The following is an 18000-nucleotide window of genomic DNA, read 5'->3' as shown; positions in this document are numbered from 1 at the left end:
AAGAATTGCAGGGGGCAGCCTGATGACAGCACCACGTCGGCGGAGCCTAAGGAGCCTGACGCTGGCAGTCCTGATCCCCTGCCTCCTCTTCAGCGCGACGCTGTCCGGGTGGATCACGTATCGCGATCTCTACGGCGTCATCCTCAATGACGGCTTCGAGATGAAGCTGGATGTCGTCAGCACGGGCGTCGCCGCATTCGTCCAGGGGACTGACCATAAAGAGCTCAGCCGCGGGAGGATCTTGAATGGCGTCACCGCCGATCCCGTCGAAGCGGTCCTGTGGGGTATCGAGAGCGGGCTGGGCGAGCTGGTCGAAGTCGATATGGTCAGTGGGAGCGCACTCCGTGCTGGGCCGCTCCCGTTCGAAAACCTGGCCGGGCTCGCCTTCGATGTGCCGGCTGGTCGACTCATTGCCAACCGCCCCGCCACCGGAGAGCTGGTGACGTTCCAGCCCGGTTCTGCGGAGGGGATCCCCGCCGGCCGAATAGCGGCCGGAGCTCGCGACATCGCGATGACCCAGGATGGAACCACTCTCGCCGCGGTTGGGCCGTGGGGTCTGCAGGGTTATACCCGCCAGGCGGACGGGACACTTAGACAAGCCTGGACCATGGATGTGGATGCGAACTCCGTGGCAATCTCACCCCACACGGGGCAACTCTTCGTCCTAGGTCCGGAAGGCGCCCTGAGCGTGGCGGACACACCCGGCGCTCCCTTGGTCAACGCCGGCTCGTTCAGCCCGCTCGATGAGTACACGGACCCTGGAGAAATCAGGGCAATCCAGCAGATGACGAGCAGCCCGCTCACGGACGAACTGTTCGGTGCCGCATCCCAACTTCTGGCACTGGATCCGACCGAACTGACGGCCGACGTCGCGGACTTTCGTCGAGGCTATCGGGACCAAAGCGGAACAATCTATATGGGCTATGTCGAGCCCATGCAGAGGATCCGCTCGAAACTCGACCTGACCTATCTGTATACGCAGAACCTCGTCCCCGGGGATTCCATCCAGTACATCCTCGACGGCACCCCACTCGGTGATGACCACTCGCCCATCGGCACACGTGAGGCGCTCGAGTCCGACGCTGACATCCGCGGCCTAACGGACGTCGTGGACCAAGGCACGGTGTACTCGTCGGGGATCGAGGACTCGGAAGATTGGGGCCTGCTCAAGTCGGCATACGCTCCGATCTTCGAAGACGGGGACGGCATCACGGGTATGGTCGGCACCGACATCTCAGTTTCGACCATTCAGGATCGTACGCAGATCGCGCTTGCCAAGGTCGGCCTGGTCACAATCGTCGTGCTCTTCCTAGGAGGACTGGGATCCATCCTGATTTCCCTCCGACTAACGGGGCCTCTGGCAGCCGTTCAAGAAGGGGCGACGCGCGTGGCGGCCGGGCGGCGCGGGGAACGTCTGGCTGCACCTCGGCTGCGCGACCTGGCGGACCTGACCACCTCGTTCAACGAGATGACACAGAAGCTCACTTCGGCAGTCGACAAGCTGACAGACGAGACGGAGCGCGTGGAATCGATGCGCAGACGTCGGCACCTGGTTCACGAATTGGCGACCCGGGCGCGCCAGGGTACTCCCCTGCCCCCCGGCCTGGCCGCGAGTCGCGAGCACGGTGAAGGGGACGCGGTCATGCCCACTAGGATCTTGGTGACTGGCCCCCGGGAGAACCCGCTGGTGATCGCGATACTGACCGATTCTCCGGATGCTCTGGCAGCGCTTGCCGAGCGCGAAGAAGTCGCGGTCGTGAGTGATCGAATCATCACCCATGACGGTCCGGACCCCGAGGTACTGATCGAGGCGCTGAGTCGCTTCTGCACCCCGGACGAGACGTCGCTGCTCGTGATCCAACCCACTTCGCGAACCGCGTGGTCGGTCGGATCGCTCATCGTCAGTGGGCAGATGACAGAGTCGGGAAAGCCGTCCACTGTCAGCCTGAAGCCGGGCGAGAGCATCGAAGTGCCCGTCCAATCACAACTGGATTTCTCACTTGGTGCGGACCTCCCGACCGGAGGTCACCCGTGGCGACTATCGATCGAGGAAGAATCGGTATGATCGGGATGACGCTTGCGGAACGGATCTTCCTGCTCAGGCGGGCACGGGCCTTCGCCCGTCTCTACGACAGGGAACTCGGATCGATCGCATTGGCCTGCAAGGTCCGGCAGTACGTAGCCGGTGAGGTTGTGGGTCGCGCCGGGCGACCACTCCGATACTTGCACCTCGTCGCGGATGGACGAGTGTTGGACGGGGCAAGCGGAGCACTTCCCGCCGTGTTCGGTGCGACGTCACTCCTCACCGGCCAGTCCCTGGAGAACGACCTCCTGGCGGACGCGGAGAAGGGTGCCGCCTGCCTGCTGCTTTCGCGGCCTCACTTCCTCACTCTGGTGAACGAATACCCGCCGCTCCTAGTCAACCTGCTGAACGAATGGCGGGAGGAGCGCAGCCGCGAATGACGATTCGGATTCAGAACCTCCTGGTCATCCCACCCATCTTCCTGATCCTGGGTCTCGCGGTTGGGCTCCTCGCGGACACGGCTGTCCAAGAAGAGATCATCTGGGGACTCGAAGAGGAGGCGGTCGCGATGGCGGTGACTGTCGCTGAGATGACCGGTTTGACCACCCTCGATCGAGTAGTGGCTGGCGACGCTGAAGCGACCGAGCGACTGCGATCGCAACTCCAGGGCGTGGCACGGCACGGGTTGGCCCAATCGATCGTGCTCTACTCCCGGGGGCAGGGCCGAGCAGTCCTGGCGCTGCACAGGGACTCGACCGCGACTGACATGGAGCAACCCCTTTGGGACCGCCAGCTGAGCGGCATCTCGGGACAAACGGTCCTGGGTGCAGTCGGCGACTGGGGGCCCTACTCGGAATCGCTGGCGGCAGCTGCGCCGATTCAGGCCCTCGGCGGAGAGGCAGACGGTGGTGGAGTCGCCTTGGTCGTCGTTGGGGCGTCTCGACTGACATCTCTCACTGCGGAACTGAGGAGTCGCCTAATGACCATGGTGCTTCTGCTCACTTCCATCGGCGCAGCAGCGGCTCTTTTCCTCTCAAGGCAGGTCGGACGGCAGGTCCGGGAGCTCGCGAGGGTGGGCGCACAGGTCGCTGCTGGTCGATACGAGTCCAATGTCCAGGTCTCGGGTGTCACGGAAGTACAGGATCTGTCAAATACGCTGGGCACAATGGCCAGCATTCTCTCTGACGTGTTCAGTCGGGGGCGACGAGCCCTCCTGATCGGCGATCCCTTCCATTTGAATCGACAGACGGCAGCTGCTTACCGCGACTCACGCGAGGTGCAACGACCGCAGCCAGAGGGAATCCAGGTCGAAGTCAGCCACATCGGGGAAGCACCTCCAGGGTGCTTCTATGGCTGGGGAGAGGTAGGCGACCAAGTCGCCCTGTGGGTCGGTGAGATGGCGGGAGGACGAGCTTTGGACCTCGCGGTGGAGGCGGCGACTGCCAACCGGATGATCGATCGAGGGTTGAGCTACGAGTCTCCGGACGAAGTGTCCCGCTCCGTCTCTCGCCTGTTCGATTTCAACTCACTTCAATTCGCCATCTACAGTCGGGAGGCGACCGACGAGCCGCAGTGTCTGGTTCTCCAGGGGAGCGGCTCACTAGTGCAAAAAGGCGAGTACAGCGTGATTCACTCCTTTCAGTCCGAGCACATGGACACGCTCGCCGGATCACTGTCGCTCTTCAGGGATCTTCCCCTTGACCAAGCGTCCAGAGAAATTCCCTATGCGTTGCCGGACGACCTTGCTGGCGTCCTTCTTCTAATCAGGCCATCGCGACCACACGATCAGGAGGTCTCATCGTGACCCAGTGGATCAAGAGTAAGAATGAGCTCATGTTTGTTCTCGCAGCGGCGTTCATTCCGTTCGCCCCAAGCGGGGCATCGGCTCAGGTCGGAATCGCCGGCGAAGTCACCTCGTCCTACGTATGGCGAGGCTTCGAGATCGACGACGCATTCCAAGCCCAACCAGACGTTTGGTTCGACGTCGGAAACCTGACGTTCGGCGCGTGGTCGTCCTGGGCCCTGAACGGCGACGGTTCTGAGATCGATCTGTACGTCTCGCTCTACAAGGAGCTCCCCTTCGGTGAGCTAAACCTGAGCGTGACGGATTACTTCTATCCGCAAGCCGAGGGCGATCTCAGCAGCTTCAGCAACTTCAATGGTGGTGGTGACGGAGCCCACATGCTGGAACTCGGTGCCGAGTTCACGCCGACAGCAGCCCCACTCACCTTCATGGTCGCGTGGAATGCTTACAATGACCCAGACAATGCAGCTTATGGCCAGGTCGGCACGGACTTTTCCCTAGGTGATTTCGCGGACGTTCATGGGGAGGCAGGACTTCTTCTCACGGACAGTGAGAACTACTACGGAGGTTCGGCCGGGGACATAACACACTTCGGAGTGTTCTTGAGCCGCGGCCTGAGTCTCGGAGAAGTAGCGCCCTACATCTCGACAGGGTTCGTCCGGAGCGAAATCGAAGACTCCAACTATTGGATCTTTGCCATCGGCTTCTGAGCCAAGGCAGTTCGGCAACGCAAAGACGGCCCCCACTCTTGTGGGGGCCGTCTTTTTTTCGGCTAATGCGGCCGCGGTGGCGGCCCACCCCGGCTTCGCGGACGCGTCCGGATCGCCACGACGCGAGGCGGAAGCTGACCGGTCGCCTTGAAGGCGGACAGGACGCGCAGCTGTTCGAACTTTTGCTGCTGAAGAAAGGTCATCTGGTGCCGCTGGAAACACTGGGCGAGGTATTCGTCGATGAGTTTATCCGCCTTGAGGAACAGTGCCTCGTTGTCCTCAAGATTCCTGAAGTACGTATCCCAGATTTTTGACGGCATTCCCTCGTTCATAATTTTCAGGTAAGCACGGAAATACAGGGAGTGGGCTACCCGAGAGAGGTTGTCAGAATACACCGTGAACTTGGTGCTGGCCTCACCGCTGACACCCATAGTGACCCCGGACTGGATACCGAACTTGGTGCCTGTGAATGCGGATGCCTCGAACTCCAGTCCGAACTTGACCCCGATCCCCGCGGTCAACGAGGCTTCTGCTTCGCCCTTGAAGATGTCATGCCCGCAGACCGGTCACTTGGGGCTCGCAATTCTTCCGCGTGGCGTGCGCGCTGACAAGCGTGAGTCACGTCGCTACGAATCGTCTCTGTTACCTTTCATCATGAATCTGACACCAGCCGAGAAACCCGTCGTTATCCGTGCTGTAGAGGCCTACCGCAAAGCCAAGACGAAGCACGTGGGCCAGTTTTATGGTCCGACTGCTGACGCGATTCTCGAAGAACTTGCGCCGTCTCCAGTCCGTTGGACGGCACTCGCTTCGTTCGTCATCTCTGAAGCCGAAGAGCCCAGTCGAAGGAAGCTCTAGAACCCCGGGCGCGGCAGCAGAATTCCAAGATCGCTGTGTGGCCTGCTCTGTCCGTGATCTTCACTGGCGAAGGAGGTACATTCAGAGGGACTATTCGGAGAACGCGCTCCCCGAGCGGGGGGTGGGACCTTCGGTCCGACATGGCGCACTCTACTCGGGAGGGCGCGAGTCAAACGCATGCGGAGGGACGGTGGCTAGACGCACGAATTACGGCTTCGAGAAGAAGCAACGCGAAGCGCGGAAGCAGCAGAAGAAAAAGGAAAAGGCCGAACGCCGAGCCGCTGAAGAGGCAGCCGCATTGGAGGCCGAACGCGGGGCAGCTGGGGACGAAACCCCGCCCGAGTCGGGGCCGCCCGATAGCGACTGATGGGGAGCCAGCGCTCGACCGGGAGCTAAACGCACGCATCGATGCGCTGTGCGAGGAAGGTCGTGAGTATTGGCACCGTTTCGACGCGGAGGTTCGCCAGGACGACTGGCACCCCTTCGTCCCCGCCGACTACGACGCCGTCCGAGCAGCACTTGTGTCGCTCCGTAAGCCGGGCCGAAGGTTCCTAGAGTGGGGATCGGCTACGGGCGTCATCACGATCATGGCGGACCTGCTCGGCTTCGATGCCTGCGGCATCGAGCTGGACTCGTCCCTCGTCGACGTGGGGCGAGACCTCGCCGCGCGATCGCATTCGAACGCGCGGTTCTCAACTGGGAGCTTCATTCCGATGGGATGGGAATGGAAGCATTCCGGAGCAACCGGTCGCCACGGAACCATCGGGCAAGGGGCCTCCGGCTACCTGGAACTCGGGCATGCGCTCGACGACTTCGATGTCGTATACGGATTCCCGTGGATGGGGGAGGAGCCGATGATGCTCGACCTGATGCGCGACCACGGCGGCGAAGACGCTCACTTGGTGCTACACACAGCCCAGGATGGAACGATGACGTACCGGGGCGGCAAGATCGTATAGCTCGTGATGTCTGCGAAGAAAGAGGCTCCGGACGTTCCGCTAGGTGCGCCTGTAACGGCCGCGTTCGCGCTGGATCTGAGATGGCCGGTCCTTCTGCTTCGGTGCCGGGCCCGGTGCTGCCTTTTGTTGCACTTACTTTATGAATCCAAAATACTTAACAAAGAATCTCTGCTGTCTCCGGAAAGCGCAGAGGGTCCCGGATCACTCGGCTTACACCTCGCGACCCGGGGAAGCATTGTAGTCACCCAGCAGAATTCCAAAGTCGTTAGACCGCTACCCCAAGTCCTCAACAGATGAGTCGCATGAAGAACCTGCAGTGGCTGGTGGTCGTGGTCTCGCTTTTCGGTTGCGGTGATGGTTCAGAGGCGTCGGTCGACGAGCGTTCCAGCCTGAAAGTGGTGATCGTCGGCCAATCGCTCATTGAACACGATCCGCGGGGTTATCTGGACGCGCCACTCTGGACTGTGGCTCCCATCCTTCGGGGCGCGGACGCGGTGTTCACAAATCTAGAAGTGGCGATTGGTGGTCCGGCGTGTTCGTGTGAGCCAACCCGAACGGATGTGTACTTCCATGGGGCCGAACCCGATGTCCTCGACTACCTGAGCGATCTCGGCGTGTCGCTTCTGTCCCTGGCCAACAATCACTCCTGGGACTACGGAACCGACGGCGTGTTGTCGACGATCGCAGAAGCCGAGGCGCGTGGATTCACCCATTCCGGGACGGGTGCCAACATCTCGGCCGCTACGGCTCCAGCCTCTCTCGCTGTCGATGATCTCTCGCTGTCTTTGATCTCGGCCGCGTCGGTCAACTCCCCCGATGGCGCCCGTGCGACCGAAGAACGAGCCGGCGTGAACATGCTGGACCCGGCCAACGAAGCCGATTGGGATAGGAATCTCGCCAGCGTCCGGACGGCGAGCGCGAGTTCGGACGTGGTAATCGTCTACCAGCACTTCCAGACAGATGCTGAGCCCGGATGGCAGGAGGCTTGGGCGAGGGCTGCTGTTGACGCCGGTGCCGACATCTATGTCAGTCACGGCGAGCCAACGCTGGCTGGAGTGGAGGTTTACCGGGGCGGGTTGATCCTATACGGCCTCGGCAACTTCATCTTCCACACCAAGACGGAACTCGGACGCTACACTTCGGACGTATGGGAAAGTGTCATCGCAGAGGTCCTGGTGGGGGTGGGAGGAGTCGTGGACGTCACGTTCACCCCCATTGTTCTGGATCCAGGCTCAGAGGGCCCACTCTTCTTCGAGACGCGGGGTTACCCCGAGGTCGCAGCGGGTGAGATCGCAGATAGCATCCTTCAACGACTCGTTGACCTTTCGGTCCCCTACGGAACACGGCTCGAAGTGACAGATGGGACAGCGACGCTGCGCCTGCGTGAGCAGCGGTAGCGATAGCGGTCTAACAAGAAATTGCTGCTGTCGCGGGAGACTAGACAGTCCCGGATCACTCGGCTTGCACCTCGTGACTCGGTGAGAGCATTGTAGTCGCGCAGCAGAATTCCAAAGTCGTCAGATGGCGCCGGCCTAGCTTGAGTGGTGGAGGGCTACAGCCACTGGCACCACGCCATTCAGCTGTTCGCAGTCTGCGCTACCGCACCCGCACATACCCCACGCCGTCTCTGACATCGATCTCGGTGCCATACGGCGCCGAACGCTCCCTGAGGTCGTTCAGGATCTTCTCCGCGAGATCACCCCGAGCGAGCATTGGACGGCCTCGCACCCAAGCGGGCATTCCGAATCCAAGCGTGATCGGATGGAGTGCCAGTTCTGTGAGCTCTCCGTTAGCGAACGTGGGCCGTGCAACCACGGACTCCCAGATCTCGGGGTTGGCCGGGAAGCCCGTGGTCTCGTTGCTGTAGCGCGACATGTTGAAGTCAGCCACATGGTTGTCGGCCTCCAGGCCGTAAGCCTCGTAGTTCTCGGCTGGGAGTCGGAGCAGCGTCTCGTTTTGGAAGACGAAGTCCCCGAGCGAGTAGAAGATCGGCTTCCCTTTGTAGATCTCTATTCCACGCAAGACGTGCGGGCCGTGGCCGACAAACATTGTCGCGCCGGCGTCGATCATCGCCCGCGCGAATTCGACGATGAAGTCGGCCGGTACGGACCTCGCTCCCTTGCTCTCGTGTGCATGGATCGTGACGAGGACGTGGTCGGCCAACCGACTCGCGTTGTTCACGACCGCGGCGATCTCAGCCAGGTCGTCCGAATTCGGCGTCGTGATGACACCGGGCTCCCGGCCCTCTACGAACACTGTACCGAGCGCCTGTGCACCCGACTCGGTCCGGTTGAAGCGGATCCCCACTGCCTCTAGCGCCTCCCCGAGCCGGTCGATCTGCCCGGCAGATGCCGCGCGCGTCGTCGTGTAACGTAGTGGGCTTAGCCCCGGGCGAGACCTCATGCTGCCACGGGCTTCGCCGGCTCGTGAATGCTCCGGGAACGTGGAAGCCATCGAAATGATCGCCACCCGCCCACGAGCGGTCTCCAGGAAACGCGCCTCCCGTGCTTCCGCGAGGCTCTCACCTGCGCCCGCGTGCACGAGGCCGGCTTCATCGACGTACCGCGTGGTGAGGCGCAGTCCCTCGACACCGTAGTCTCCTGTGTGGTTATTCGCCCTCGACACCATGTCGATTCCCGCCCAAGTGAGTTCCTCCAGAAGCGCGGGATCGCCTCGCATCCACGTTCCGCCGCTCTGATGGGCAGGATACGGCTCGAAGTCATGAAACAGCATCTCGAGGTTGGTAAATGCCGCGTCTGCGCCACGGATGAGTTCGATCATCTCGAGGAAGTCGGGCTCGTCGTAGACCGACAGGCGCCGTGTGATGATCGCGTCCCCGGTCAAGGCCAGCGTCATCTCCTGGGCCACCGCCGAGACGCCCGTCAGGCAGATCATGAGGACGGTGAACATGGTCGAGGGAATGAGCCTCATAGCTGCTTCTCCGGTTGTGCTGTCGTGCTTCCGCTGTGCCGACCAATGTGAAGAGTGACCGGGTCAAGCGCGAGTGTCGAATAGTTCCGGATGAAAGGATTGCATCGCCGCGCGCGGCCCTGATGGGCGCAGGGCTCAGGATCTTTGCCTACGGGCCACACAGTCAATGGGAGCGCCATGTGACAAGACATTGCTGCGGTCGCGGGATGGCTGTGAGGGGTCCGGGATCACTCGGCGCGAAGACGTCTAAATCATTGACGGATAGCACGACCTGCCTTTCTTGCCGAAACGGGACGTCGGCTTCTGCCGGCGTCAATCGACAAGGGTGTCGACAGAGTTGAGGAGAATCGGGCCAGCACCCCCAGTTCTGGTTGTCCGGATTCAGCTGCCTAAGCTTCTGCAAATCCCAGGTCTTCCGGACGCGCCCTAGTCATCCGGCACCCTTCCTTGTCTCACTGTCATCCCCGCCCTACCGTGCATTCTGACGCTAGACTACGGTTGGCTTTCCCATCCTTTTGTCGCTCCACACAAGACCGGCCCGGTACCCATGCCCACCCGCTTCCTAGCCATTTTCGCCCTAATCGCCCTCGTCCTCACCACCCCGAGCGCGACGACGGCCCAGGGCTACGACGTCCTCATCCGCAACGGCACGGTCATCGACGGCACGGGTGCCCCGGGATACAAGGCCGATGTCGCTATCGCCGGCGACCGGATCGTGGCCATCTCGCGGACGCCGATCGACGCCGCCCTCGCGCGCACTGTCATCGACGCGACCGGGCGGGTCGTGACGCCGGGCTTCATCGACAATCACTCGCATACACAGCTGTCGATCGCCGACGATCCGCTCTCCGAGAACTTCCTGCGCCAGGGCATCACGACCATGGTCGCGTCCCTGCACTCGGGCGATCAGCCGTCGCCGCTGGACGCATGGGCCACCTCCGTCCGCTCGGCGCCCAACATGGCTTACTTCGCCGGGCATACGTGGACGCGGAAGCAGGTGATGGGCATGGACGACCGGGCCCCTACCTCGAATGAGTTGGAGCAGATGAGGGCGTTAGTCGCGCAGAGCATGCGCGAAGGCGCGATGGGGTTGTCGACCGGCCTCCTCTACGTGCCGGCGAACTATGCCGAGACGGAAGAAGTCATCGAATTGGCGAAGGTGGCCGCCGGCTTTGGGGGCATCTATGTGAGTCACATGCGGGGCGAGGGCGCGGGTCTCATCGAGTCGGTGGCAGAAGTGATTCGCATCGCGGACGAAGCTGCAATCCCGGCGCAGATCAACCACCACAAGGCCGCCGGCGCGGGGCAGTGGGGCTGGAGCGAACGTACCCTGGCCATGATCGACTCGGCGAACGCGGCCGGACTCTCGGTGGTGCACGACCTCTATCCGTACCCCGCCAGCAGCACGGGTTCGGGCATCCTCTTTCCGCAGTGGACCCTGGCGGGCGGCCCTGGCGATTTCGCGGCGCGCATCGCCGACCCTGCGATCCGTGAGCAAATCGAACGTGAGATGCGCGTGATCTGGGACACGGATCGGGGTGGATCGGATCTGTCGCTGGTGCAGTTTCGGGTGCTTCCGTCGGATCGCTCCTACGACGGCAAGACGCTGGCCGACTACGCGGCGGACCGGGGATTCGGCCGCATGGATCAGGAAGCGGGCATCGATCTCGCGATCGAGCTCCAACTCAACGGCGGCTTCAGTGCGATCTACCACATCATGGACGAGGCCGACGTCATCCGCATCATGCAACATCCGCTGGCCATGATCGAGACCGACGGCGACAACGTCGGATACGGTGTGGATTATCCGCATCCGCGCAGCTACGGAGCGTTCCCCCGCGTGCTGGCGCGCTACGTCCGTGAACTCGGTGTACTCACGCTCGAGGAAGCGGTGAAGAAGATGACCTCGATGCCCGCCCAGTGGCTTGGGCAGAATGATCGTGGCGTGATCGCGGAGGGCATGCTGGCGGACGTGGCGGTCTTCGACCCCGACGTCATCGCGGACCGGGCGACGTACACGGATCCCCACCAGTTCAGCGTGGGCATCGAGCACCTGATCGTGAACGGCGTGCCGGTGATCCGCGCCGGCTCGCTGACGGGGGAGAAGCCGGGGCGCTGGCTTCGAGGCCCAGCCCGGCGGCGTTTGGGGGCGTAGCCTAGCAGCTATCTAGGCAGTAGTCGCGACTAGTTCATCAGCGCCCCAGGGCGTGTCAGATTGGCTGTTTAAATGGCCTCGTCATCAAACGGGTATCCGTCTCCCGAGAACGCTGGACAGATGGTTGAGGTCCAGTCCCGGACGGGCGGGCTCGGGCGCCCCTGTGGCCATGTGCGGCGCGGTGCATGGCGTACTCCTTGTGTGGGCACTGGCATGGCTCTAGTGCGGCGGCGTGTCGCCCCCCTGCGTCCGTCACCCTATCGGGCGGACGATCTCGTATCCCCGCGGCGGGTCGGTCCCCAGGAGATGCCTCACGAAGTAGTCCCAGGTTCGCCGGATGACATACGGTTCGTTGGCAAACCCGTGGTTCCTGTTGGGAAGCACCAACAGATCGAAGTCCTTGTTGGCCTTGACGAGCTCGTTGATGAGGAGGTGGTTGGCATTGGGATGGACGTTGTCATCCAACGTTCCGTACATCAGGAGGAGCTTGCCCTCAAGCTTATCCGCAAGATGCTGGTTCGCCTGACCGTCGAAGGAATCGGTGCCGTCCGGCTTCTCTTCCAAGAGCCCTTGGTACTTTTCTCCCCAGGTGAAGTCGTAACTTCGGTTGTCGTGATTCCCGGCGCTGGATACCGCCACCTTGAAGAAATCTGGATAGCTGAGGAGCGCGTCGGTGGAGGAAAAGCCGCCACCAGAATGTCCGAAGATCCCCACCCGGTCCAGATCCATCTGAGGGTAGCGCTGGGCCAGCTTACGCATGGCGGAGATGTGATCGGGGATCCCGTTGTCCCGCATGTTGCCGTAATAGGCGTCGTGAAAGGCCTTGTCCCGCATGGGGGTGCCCAGGGCGTCGATGACGAACACAATGAAGCCCAGCTCTGCCATCGCGGCAGCGTTACCCGGCGCGGACACCGAGGCCTGCCGGGAGCGGATCGGGCCGATCTGCGGCCCCGGATAGATATAGTCCACCACCGGGTAGAGGGCGTCCTCGTCGAAGTCGGACGGGAAGTAGAGAAACCCGTGGAGCGGCGTCACGCCGTCGCGGGCCGCCACGGTGAAATGCTCTGGATAACGCCACCCCTGGGCCAGGAGTTCGGAGAAGTCTGCCGTCTCCAGGGTGGTGAGCACCTGGCCGTCGGTGGCACGCACGACGGTGGTCGGTGGCGTGTCTGGTGTGCCGAACTGGTCGACGAAGTAACCGCCCGACGGGCTGACCCAGATTTGGTGGTCGGCGTCCTCGGGAGTAAGCAGCTCAACACGGGTCCCGTCCAGGCGGGCCCGGTAGAGCTGCCTGTAGTAGATATCCTGACCGGTCTCTCGGCCCACAGCGGTGAAGTATGCCCAGCGGCCCTGGTCATCCACATGGAGGAGGTCCAGGACCATCCACGGACCCTCGGTGATGCGGTTCTTCATCTCGCCGGTCGACGCGTCGTAGAGGTATAGATGGCCCCATCCGTCGCGCTCGGACCACCACACCACCTCTTGGTTGCCGTTGACCACCCGCCAGTTGGGTGGACCGCCGGAGCGGCCGTTGGCCTCCACGTAAGTCTTGGACCGCTCCTCGAGGATCATGCGCGGCTCGCCGGAGCCAGCGGCCGCGGTGTAGAGCTGCAGGGTGTCGTAGCTTCGCACGGCCCGTGTGAAGAAGACCTCGTCGGAGCCTTCGCCCCACTGGGTGTCCTTCCAGATGGTATCGGATGCCAGGCCGCAGCATGCGGTGTTCACCGCGTCCATAGGATCCAGACCTACCTTGGCCGACGTGCGGGCTTCCACGTCGAACAGGTGGATCTCGTACGTGGGAATCACGGAGTCGCCGGGAAGGGCGACACGGTAGCTGTGCAGTCGCGGACGTCCGGTCTGTGCTTCCAGGAGGTGCAGCTCCTCCACCTCCCGCTCATCGAACTTGTGGGTCACGATGCGCCGGGAGTCCGCCGACCAGTACAAGACCGGGGGTGGCCTGACGTCCTGACGCGCAAGTGTGACCACGTTACAGCACCCCTCCGGCGACACGGCGTAGCCGAAGTGCTCCTCCCCGTCGCTGGAGAGCTGGATTTCTTCTCCCGTCTCGACAGACTGGACCCAGAGATTCTCGTCGCGGGAGAACGCCACCCAACGGCCGTCAGGGGATTTCCGTTCGGTGCGCGGGTCGGCAGATACCGAGTCCGGGCCGCTGCACACGTAGGCGTCGATGGTGCACGTCCACCGCACGGAGTCAGCGAGGTGGAATCGGATGGACTGGCCCCCCGCGAACTCGAAGGACTGGAAGGGGAGCTTGGTGCCCACGTACGAGGTGTCTGCGGCCAGCGAGAGTGCGGCGGCGAGTCGATGGTGATCGAAGGCGGCACGCCGGGAGGGCACATTGGGGTCCACGAGGATGAACTCGTGCCCCTCCTCCCCGCGATTCCGGTACCAGAAGCGGTCTCCGTCGAGCCACTGGGGATCCATCTGGTCTCCCCGCACGAGGGTGCCGGCATTCCAGGAAAGAAAGCGATCCGCCCGGGCGTAATCGCTGCTCGTCACCTGTCCAAGGGCGACCCACGGAGATGACGCGAGTGCCAACGTCACAAGGGTCATAGCTCGCAGGGCAGACAAGGGACCTCCAAGTGTGCAAGGGAACAACCCCGAGTATCGGGAGTTGGCTGCGCACCACAATGCTTCGCCCGGTGTTTGGCGGCAAGCCGGACGGAGGAGGATGTCGCAGGGCACGCCCGAATGGGGCTGTCTTATGGGTTCCCGAAGAGATCGTGGAGGATCCGGCGAACCGGAAGACGCCGGGCTCTGTTAGAACCGCACTCCCACCATCACCCGGGGGCGGGGGGGCGGCCCCGACGATCTCGTACTCCCCGGACGCACCGATCCCCAACCGCAGGCCCAGAATGCCACACTTCGAGCTTCGCCAGGGAATACATGCAGTACTGAAAGAGGAAGTCCTAGACCGGGTGCGGCTCCTGACGAGAGCGAAGGTCTTTGTGCGAGAGCGACCAGTGCTGCTCGCGCTCGAGGTGGACCTGCGCACGCGCCTGCCATTCGGTTGTTGTCCGGACGTCGGGCGTGGGCCGATGAGTGTCGCGTATGTTCTACGCTCCGGGCTGCACGGGAACATGTCCACAGGAGGCCGTCTCCCGCTCCCTAGGGAACCTCTGCACAAGTCTGATGGGCCGCGCCAGGGGTTTTGCACGTGCTCAGGCTAGGCGCGACAACGAGTCGTGGCCATAGCTACGGCGAGGAAGAGAGACGACCCATGGGCCCGCCTGCACCCAACACCATTGTTGGTACCGTGTGACGCAGTTGTGGGTTAGGACCGATGCATCCGTTCCTGCGTCGTTGCTCCTCCGTCGCGGCGATCCACCCGATGTCCTACATTCGCCCACGCTGAATCCCCGGATACCCCGAGCTGGCGTGAACGCCAGGCCGCCCCGTTCGCCCCCCTGATTGAGCCCATCATGAGCCCTCCCCGACCGGTGACAAGGATCGTCTTGCTCACCGCCGTCCTGACCATGGTGGCGTGTGACAGCCCCGGCGCGGGTTCCGTCCCCGTGGCCCAGGTAGGTGACTGGATCCTGGCTCAGGAGCGCCTGGCCGACCTCCTGGTCCTGGCTCAGCCCCTGCCCCTAGACTCCGCCACCGTGGGAGCCCTTGTGGATCAGTGGGTCTCCATGGCAGCCCTGGCCCAGCGCGTCAGCGGGGGGGCGGACCTGGATGGACAGGAAGCCACGGACGCATCCCTTTGGCTCGAGAGGAGGGAGGCAGTGCTTGAGGCTGAGCGCCGCGCCCGCTTGGGGAGCTCCGCGCAAGTCTCCGCAGGGCAGGCACGGGCCGAGTTCCAGGCCGACACCATTCTGCTTCTGGCCCAAGTGCTCCGCCGGACCGGCACCTTCAACTCGGACGCGGAGCGGGACCTCCAGCGGAGAACGGCCCAGAGCATCGTTGATGACCTCATCGCCGGAGGAAGCTGGGCTTCAGCCGTGTCCCAGAGTGAGGACGCCGATACCCGGGCGTCGTCAGGGCTTCTGGGGCTGGTCCGCGTGAACGAGCTTCTGCCCCATCTTCAAGACGCGGCCACCCGGCTGGCGCCCGGGCAGATATCATCGGTGGTGGAGAGCTTCCAGGGGTACCACATCCTCCATCGTCCACGCTTTGAAGACGTCTCAGACCTTTACGCTCGCCTGCTCTCGGATCGCCTCCTTGAAGCGGCTGACGGCGAGGCGAACAGGTGGGTGGCAGACTCCCTTCAGGTCCACGTCACCCAGAACGGAGCGGCCGCGCTGCGGGCCCTCGCCTCCGAGAAGGAGGGGGCCGTCACGGGAGGTCCCTTGGCGAGTTGGGAGGGAGGCAACCTGGAAGTGGACGCTGTCGCCCCCTATGTCCAGGCGCTCCCGGACGACGCGCGGGCTGGCCTCACATATGCCTCAAACGAAGCGGCCGTCACCTTCCTGGAGCAGTTGGCGGTGCGCCAGGCCCGTTTCGAGGGTGCCATACGAGCAGGCATCGTCGCAGACTCGGAGCGGTTGGACGACCTGATGGAAATGCACCGTACGGACGTGGCGGGCTGGCGAGCCGCCCTGTCCGATGGAGCGCCCCCCTTCTCGCTCCGCGCCGTGGACCGATACATGGAGCGCCTGGTGGCACGTCAGATACCCCTCGAGTCTCTCCCCCCTCTGCTCCGGCGATGGCTCCTGGATCCTCTGGCCTCGAGGCGCGACCTCGACGCTCAGAGCGCCGCAGCCGCGTCAGCACGTAGGCTCATCAATGCGGCGAGCAGGAGGACGGGCTCTTGAACGCACGGAAGTGGTGGTGCGTCTCCCGCGCGTCGGTCGCCTGGGTTGTCGTGATGTCTGCCCTCTTCGGAGGGTGCGGCGGCCCGTCCCCGGCCCCCATGACTGATACGCCCGGCGAGGCCGTGGCCGGCCTGACCGACGCGGAGCGGGGCCGCTTCCTCTTGGGGCGCGCCCTCTTCGAACGCTTGGCCACGCCACACGAGGGGCTCGGACCTCTGTTCAACGGGGAGCGGTGCTCCACGTGCCACGACCAGCCTACCACAGGGGGAGCGGGGACCGCCGTCCGGGTGCTGAAGGCGACAGGTATGGTCAATGGGCGATGCACGCTGCTCGAGGCCAAGGGAGGGGACAACATCCAGCTTCGCGCCACCCCACTGCTTATCGCCGAAGGACTGGGCCCGGAAGAGGTTCCCGCCGAGGCCACGGCAACGGCTCTCGTCACCTCTCCTCCCCTGTACGGGCTGGGGCTGCTTGAGGCGGTCCCCTCGACGGAGCTAGAGAGGCACTCCGACCCCGAGGATGCCGACGGGGATGGAATCAGTGGACGTCTGGCACGATTCGCCGATGGGCGGGCGGCGCCGTTCGGCCGTAAGGGCGATGCCGCGACGGTGGGAGATTTCGTGGAGAGCGCGTTGCGCTTCGAGCTGGGGTTCACGACGGAGGACCATCCCCTTGAGGAGCTTCGAAACGGGGTCGCCGTTCCGCAGGCAGCCGATCCCGCGGCTGACCCGGAAATGGACGCCGAGACCATGGGCATCCTCACCGACTACATACGTCTCCTGGCCCCCCCGGCGCCTGAGGCGCCGGCCTCCGCCGAGGCCGCAGACAGCATCCATCGAGGGAAAGATCTATTCCAGGAGGTGGGGTGCGCACGCTGCCATGTGCCGTCGCTCATCACCGGCTCCGCCCCCGAATCCGCTCTCACTGCCAAGAGAATCCAAGCCTACTCCGACCTCCTCGTGCACGACATCGGCGGTGCCACTGGCGATGTGTGCACACCCCAGGCGGGACCGGGTGAGTACCGGACGACACCCCTTTGGGGACTTCGGTACCGGAGCATCTTCCTTCACGACGGCAGCGCGTACACGCTCCAGGCCGCCATCGAGGCGCACCTCGGCGAAGCCGAGGCCGTGACCCGAGCCTTTCATGACCTGGAACCGGATGACCGCGCCCTTCTTCTTCGGTTTCTGTCCCACCTCTGAAGGCGCACAAGCACTCCGACCCCGGTGCCGACATCGGGTCGCCGCCGTAGACGGAATCCTCTACATTAGTGTCTTGGATCTCACTTTGATTCGACTGTCCCATCCAACACGGATCACCATGTCGTCTAGACTCCTCCTCTCCGTCTTGGGCGTTCTGGCTCTGTCAGCCTGTGACAACCTAGGCATCAGCGGCGAGCCTAACACCTTGGCGGTCTATCTGGACGCCACCGGCGCCACCCAGGTGGCGCTCGTCACCTCCACGGACTGGATCCTCGCCCCGGATCCGGACTGTGACCCGAATGACGGGCAATGCCCGGAGACGGTGAATGTCCTGACGGCAGACACCGTCACCGTCGCGCTTCCCAGCGAGAAGACATTCTATTTCACCAACGACTTCAGGTATTGGGTCGAGGCCTTCCCGACGGGCGGCGTCACGGCAACGGTCCACATGCGGATCGAGATCGACGGGGATGAGTGGTACAACCAATCCGGGACACTCAAGCCCGATGGGGACGGCGGCGAGCAGGAGACGCTCAGCTTCGTGTATCAGTGGCAGAAGCCAGGCATTTATTGAAGGAGG

Annotated in this window: 15 protein-coding genes; 12 read left to right on the top strand and 3 right to left on the bottom strand. The window is 63.3% G+C overall.

Annotated elements, in window-relative coordinates:
- Nucleotides 1-22 precede the first annotated feature (22 nt).
- From P8L30_01220 to P8L30_01205, 4 genes are read left to right on the top strand one after another with little or no spacing between them, the layout of a single operon-like run.
- Nucleotides 23-2065 carry a methyl-accepting chemotaxis protein gene (locus tag P8L30_01220; GenBank protein MDG2238819.1) on the top strand — a complete coding sequence of 681 codons (2043 nt, stop codon included), beginning with the start codon at nucleotides 23-25 and terminating at the stop codon, nucleotides 2063-2065.
- Entirely contained in the window at nucleotides 2032-2463 is a 432-nt protein-coding gene (locus P8L30_01215) for a hypothetical protein (GenBank protein MDG2238818.1), read from the top strand. Before P8L30_01220 ends, P8L30_01215 begins: the two co-directional genes overlap by 34 nt.
- Nucleotides 2460-3827, top strand: coding sequence for a hypothetical protein (locus P8L30_01210; GenBank protein MDG2238817.1), 1368 nt, complete (start codon nucleotides 2460-2462; stop codon nucleotides 3825-3827). The genes P8L30_01215 and P8L30_01210 overlap by 4 nt, the downstream gene beginning before the upstream one ends.
- Nucleotides 3824-4537 (top strand): hypothetical protein, encoded by a 714-nt coding sequence (locus P8L30_01205; protein MDG2238816.1) that lies wholly within the window; start codon nucleotides 3824-3826, stop codon nucleotides 4535-4537. Before P8L30_01210 ends, P8L30_01205 begins: the two co-directional genes overlap by 4 nt.
- A gap of 62 nt (nucleotides 4538-4599) precedes the next feature.
- Here P8L30_01205 and P8L30_01200 read toward each other — a convergent pair whose 3' ends face one another.
- Nucleotides 4600-5058, bottom strand: coding sequence for a hypothetical protein (locus P8L30_01200; protein MDG2238815.1), 459 nt, complete (start codon nucleotides 5056-5058; stop codon nucleotides 4600-4602).
- A 25-nt stretch (nucleotides 5059-5083) separates the two neighbouring features.
- On the opposite strand from P8L30_01200, the gene P8L30_01195 reads away from it, so the two are divergent.
- The 4 genes from P8L30_01195 (at nucleotide 5084) to P8L30_01180 (ending at nucleotide 7751) form a co-directional block, all read left to right on the top strand.
- On the top strand, nucleotides 5084-5395 hold the full coding sequence (locus P8L30_01195; GenBank protein ID MDG2238814.1) for a hypothetical protein: 312 nt from the start codon (nucleotides 5084-5086) through the stop codon (nucleotides 5393-5395).
- Between the two features lie 190 nt (nucleotides 5396-5585).
- Complete coding sequence (locus tag P8L30_01190) at nucleotides 5586-5762, top strand: hypothetical protein (GenBank protein MDG2238813.1); 177 nt, start codon at nucleotides 5586-5588, stop codon at nucleotides 5760-5762.
- 154 nt (nucleotides 5763-5916) lie between these two features.
- Nucleotides 5917-6354 carry a hypothetical protein gene (locus P8L30_01185; protein ID MDG2238812.1) on the top strand — a complete coding sequence of 146 codons (438 nt, stop codon included), beginning with the start codon at nucleotides 5917-5919 and terminating at the stop codon, nucleotides 6352-6354.
- A gap of 302 nt (nucleotides 6355-6656) precedes the next feature.
- Nucleotides 6657-7751 (top strand): CapA family protein, encoded by a 1095-nt coding sequence (locus P8L30_01180; GenBank protein ID MDG2238811.1) that lies wholly within the window; start codon nucleotides 6657-6659, stop codon nucleotides 7749-7751.
- A gap of 199 nt (nucleotides 7752-7950) precedes the next feature.
- On the opposite strand, the gene P8L30_01175 is transcribed toward P8L30_01180, so the two are convergent.
- A complete protein-coding gene (locus tag P8L30_01175; GenBank protein ID MDG2238810.1) occupies nucleotides 7951-9285 on the bottom strand; it encodes a CapA family protein in 1335 nt (444 codons plus the stop codon).
- 547 nt (nucleotides 9286-9832) lie between these two features.
- On the opposite strand from P8L30_01175, the gene P8L30_01170 reads away from it, so the two are divergent.
- Entirely contained in the window at nucleotides 9833-11440 is a 1608-nt protein-coding gene (locus tag P8L30_01170; protein MDG2238809.1) for a D-aminoacylase, read from the top strand.
- A 252-nt stretch (nucleotides 11441-11692) separates the two neighbouring features.
- Here P8L30_01170 and P8L30_01165 read toward each other — a convergent pair whose 3' ends face one another.
- The gene (locus tag P8L30_01165) at nucleotides 11693-14032 is read right to left on the bottom strand and encodes a DPP IV N-terminal domain-containing protein (GenBank protein ID MDG2238808.1); all 2340 of its coding nucleotides are present in this window, start codon (nucleotides 14030-14032) and stop codon (nucleotides 11693-11695) included.
- Between the two features lie 851 nt (nucleotides 14033-14883).
- Here P8L30_01165 and P8L30_01160 point away from each other — a divergent pair.
- The 3 genes from P8L30_01160 to P8L30_01150 all read left to right on the top strand — a co-directional run bounded on the left by P8L30_01160 (nucleotide 14884) and on the right by P8L30_01150 (nucleotide 17994).
- A complete protein-coding gene (locus P8L30_01160) occupies nucleotides 14884-16218 on the top strand; it encodes a peptidylprolyl isomerase (GenBank protein MDG2238807.1) in 1335 nt (444 codons plus the stop codon).
- A gap of 98 nt (nucleotides 16219-16316) precedes the next feature.
- On the top strand, nucleotides 16317-17420 hold the full coding sequence (locus tag P8L30_01155; GenBank protein ID MDG2238806.1) for a di-heme oxidoredictase family protein: 1104 nt from the start codon (nucleotides 16317-16319) through the stop codon (nucleotides 17418-17420).
- A gap of 118 nt (nucleotides 17421-17538) precedes the next feature.
- The gene (locus P8L30_01150) at nucleotides 17539-17994 is read left to right on the top strand and encodes a hypothetical protein (protein ID MDG2238805.1); all 456 of its coding nucleotides are present in this window, start codon (nucleotides 17539-17541) and stop codon (nucleotides 17992-17994) included.
- Nucleotides 17995-18000: the final 6 nt, after the last annotated feature.

It is taken from the genome of Longimicrobiales bacterium (genome assembly GCA_029245345.1).
In the GTDB taxonomy this organism is placed as follows: Bacteria; Gemmatimonadota; Gemmatimonadetes; order Longimicrobiales; family Gaopeijiaceae; genus CALFPJ01.
Note: the sequence above shows the minus strand (reverse complement) of the source record. Positions and strands in the feature narration are given on the sequence as shown.

Excerpts from the sequence above, each read along its gene's own strand:
- P8L30_01220 (MDG2238819.1), top strand. The coding sequence starts at position 23 with ATGACAGCACCACGTCGGCGGAGCCTAAGGAGCCTGACGCTGGCAGTC.
- P8L30_01180 (MDG2238811.1), top strand. The coding sequence starts at position 6,657 with ATGAAGAACCTGCAGTGGCTGGTGGTCGTGGTCTCGCTTTTCGGTTGC.
- P8L30_01150 (MDG2238805.1), top strand. The coding sequence starts at position 17,539 with ATGTCGTCTAGACTCCTCCTCTCCGTCTTGGGCGTTCTGGCTCTGTCA.
- P8L30_01195 (MDG2238814.1), top strand. The coding sequence starts at position 5,084 with ATGTCATGCCCGCAGACCGGTCACTTGGGGCTCGCAATTCTTCCGCGT.
- P8L30_01175 (MDG2238810.1), bottom strand. The coding sequence starts at position 9,285 with ATGAGGCTCATTCCCTCGACCATGTTCACCGTCCTCATGATCTGCCTG.
- P8L30_01160 (MDG2238807.1), top strand. The coding sequence starts at position 14,884 with ATGAGCCCTCCCCGACCGGTGACAAGGATCGTCTTGCTCACCGCCGTC.
- P8L30_01170 (MDG2238809.1), top strand. The coding sequence starts at position 9,833 with ATGCCCACCCGCTTCCTAGCCATTTTCGCCCTAATCGCCCTCGTCCTC.
- P8L30_01155 (MDG2238806.1), top strand. The coding sequence starts at position 16,317 with ATGACTGATACGCCCGGCGAGGCCGTGGCCGGCCTGACCGACGCGGAG.
- P8L30_01210 (MDG2238817.1), top strand. The coding sequence starts at position 2,460 with ATGACGATTCGGATTCAGAACCTCCTGGTCATCCCACCCATCTTCCTG.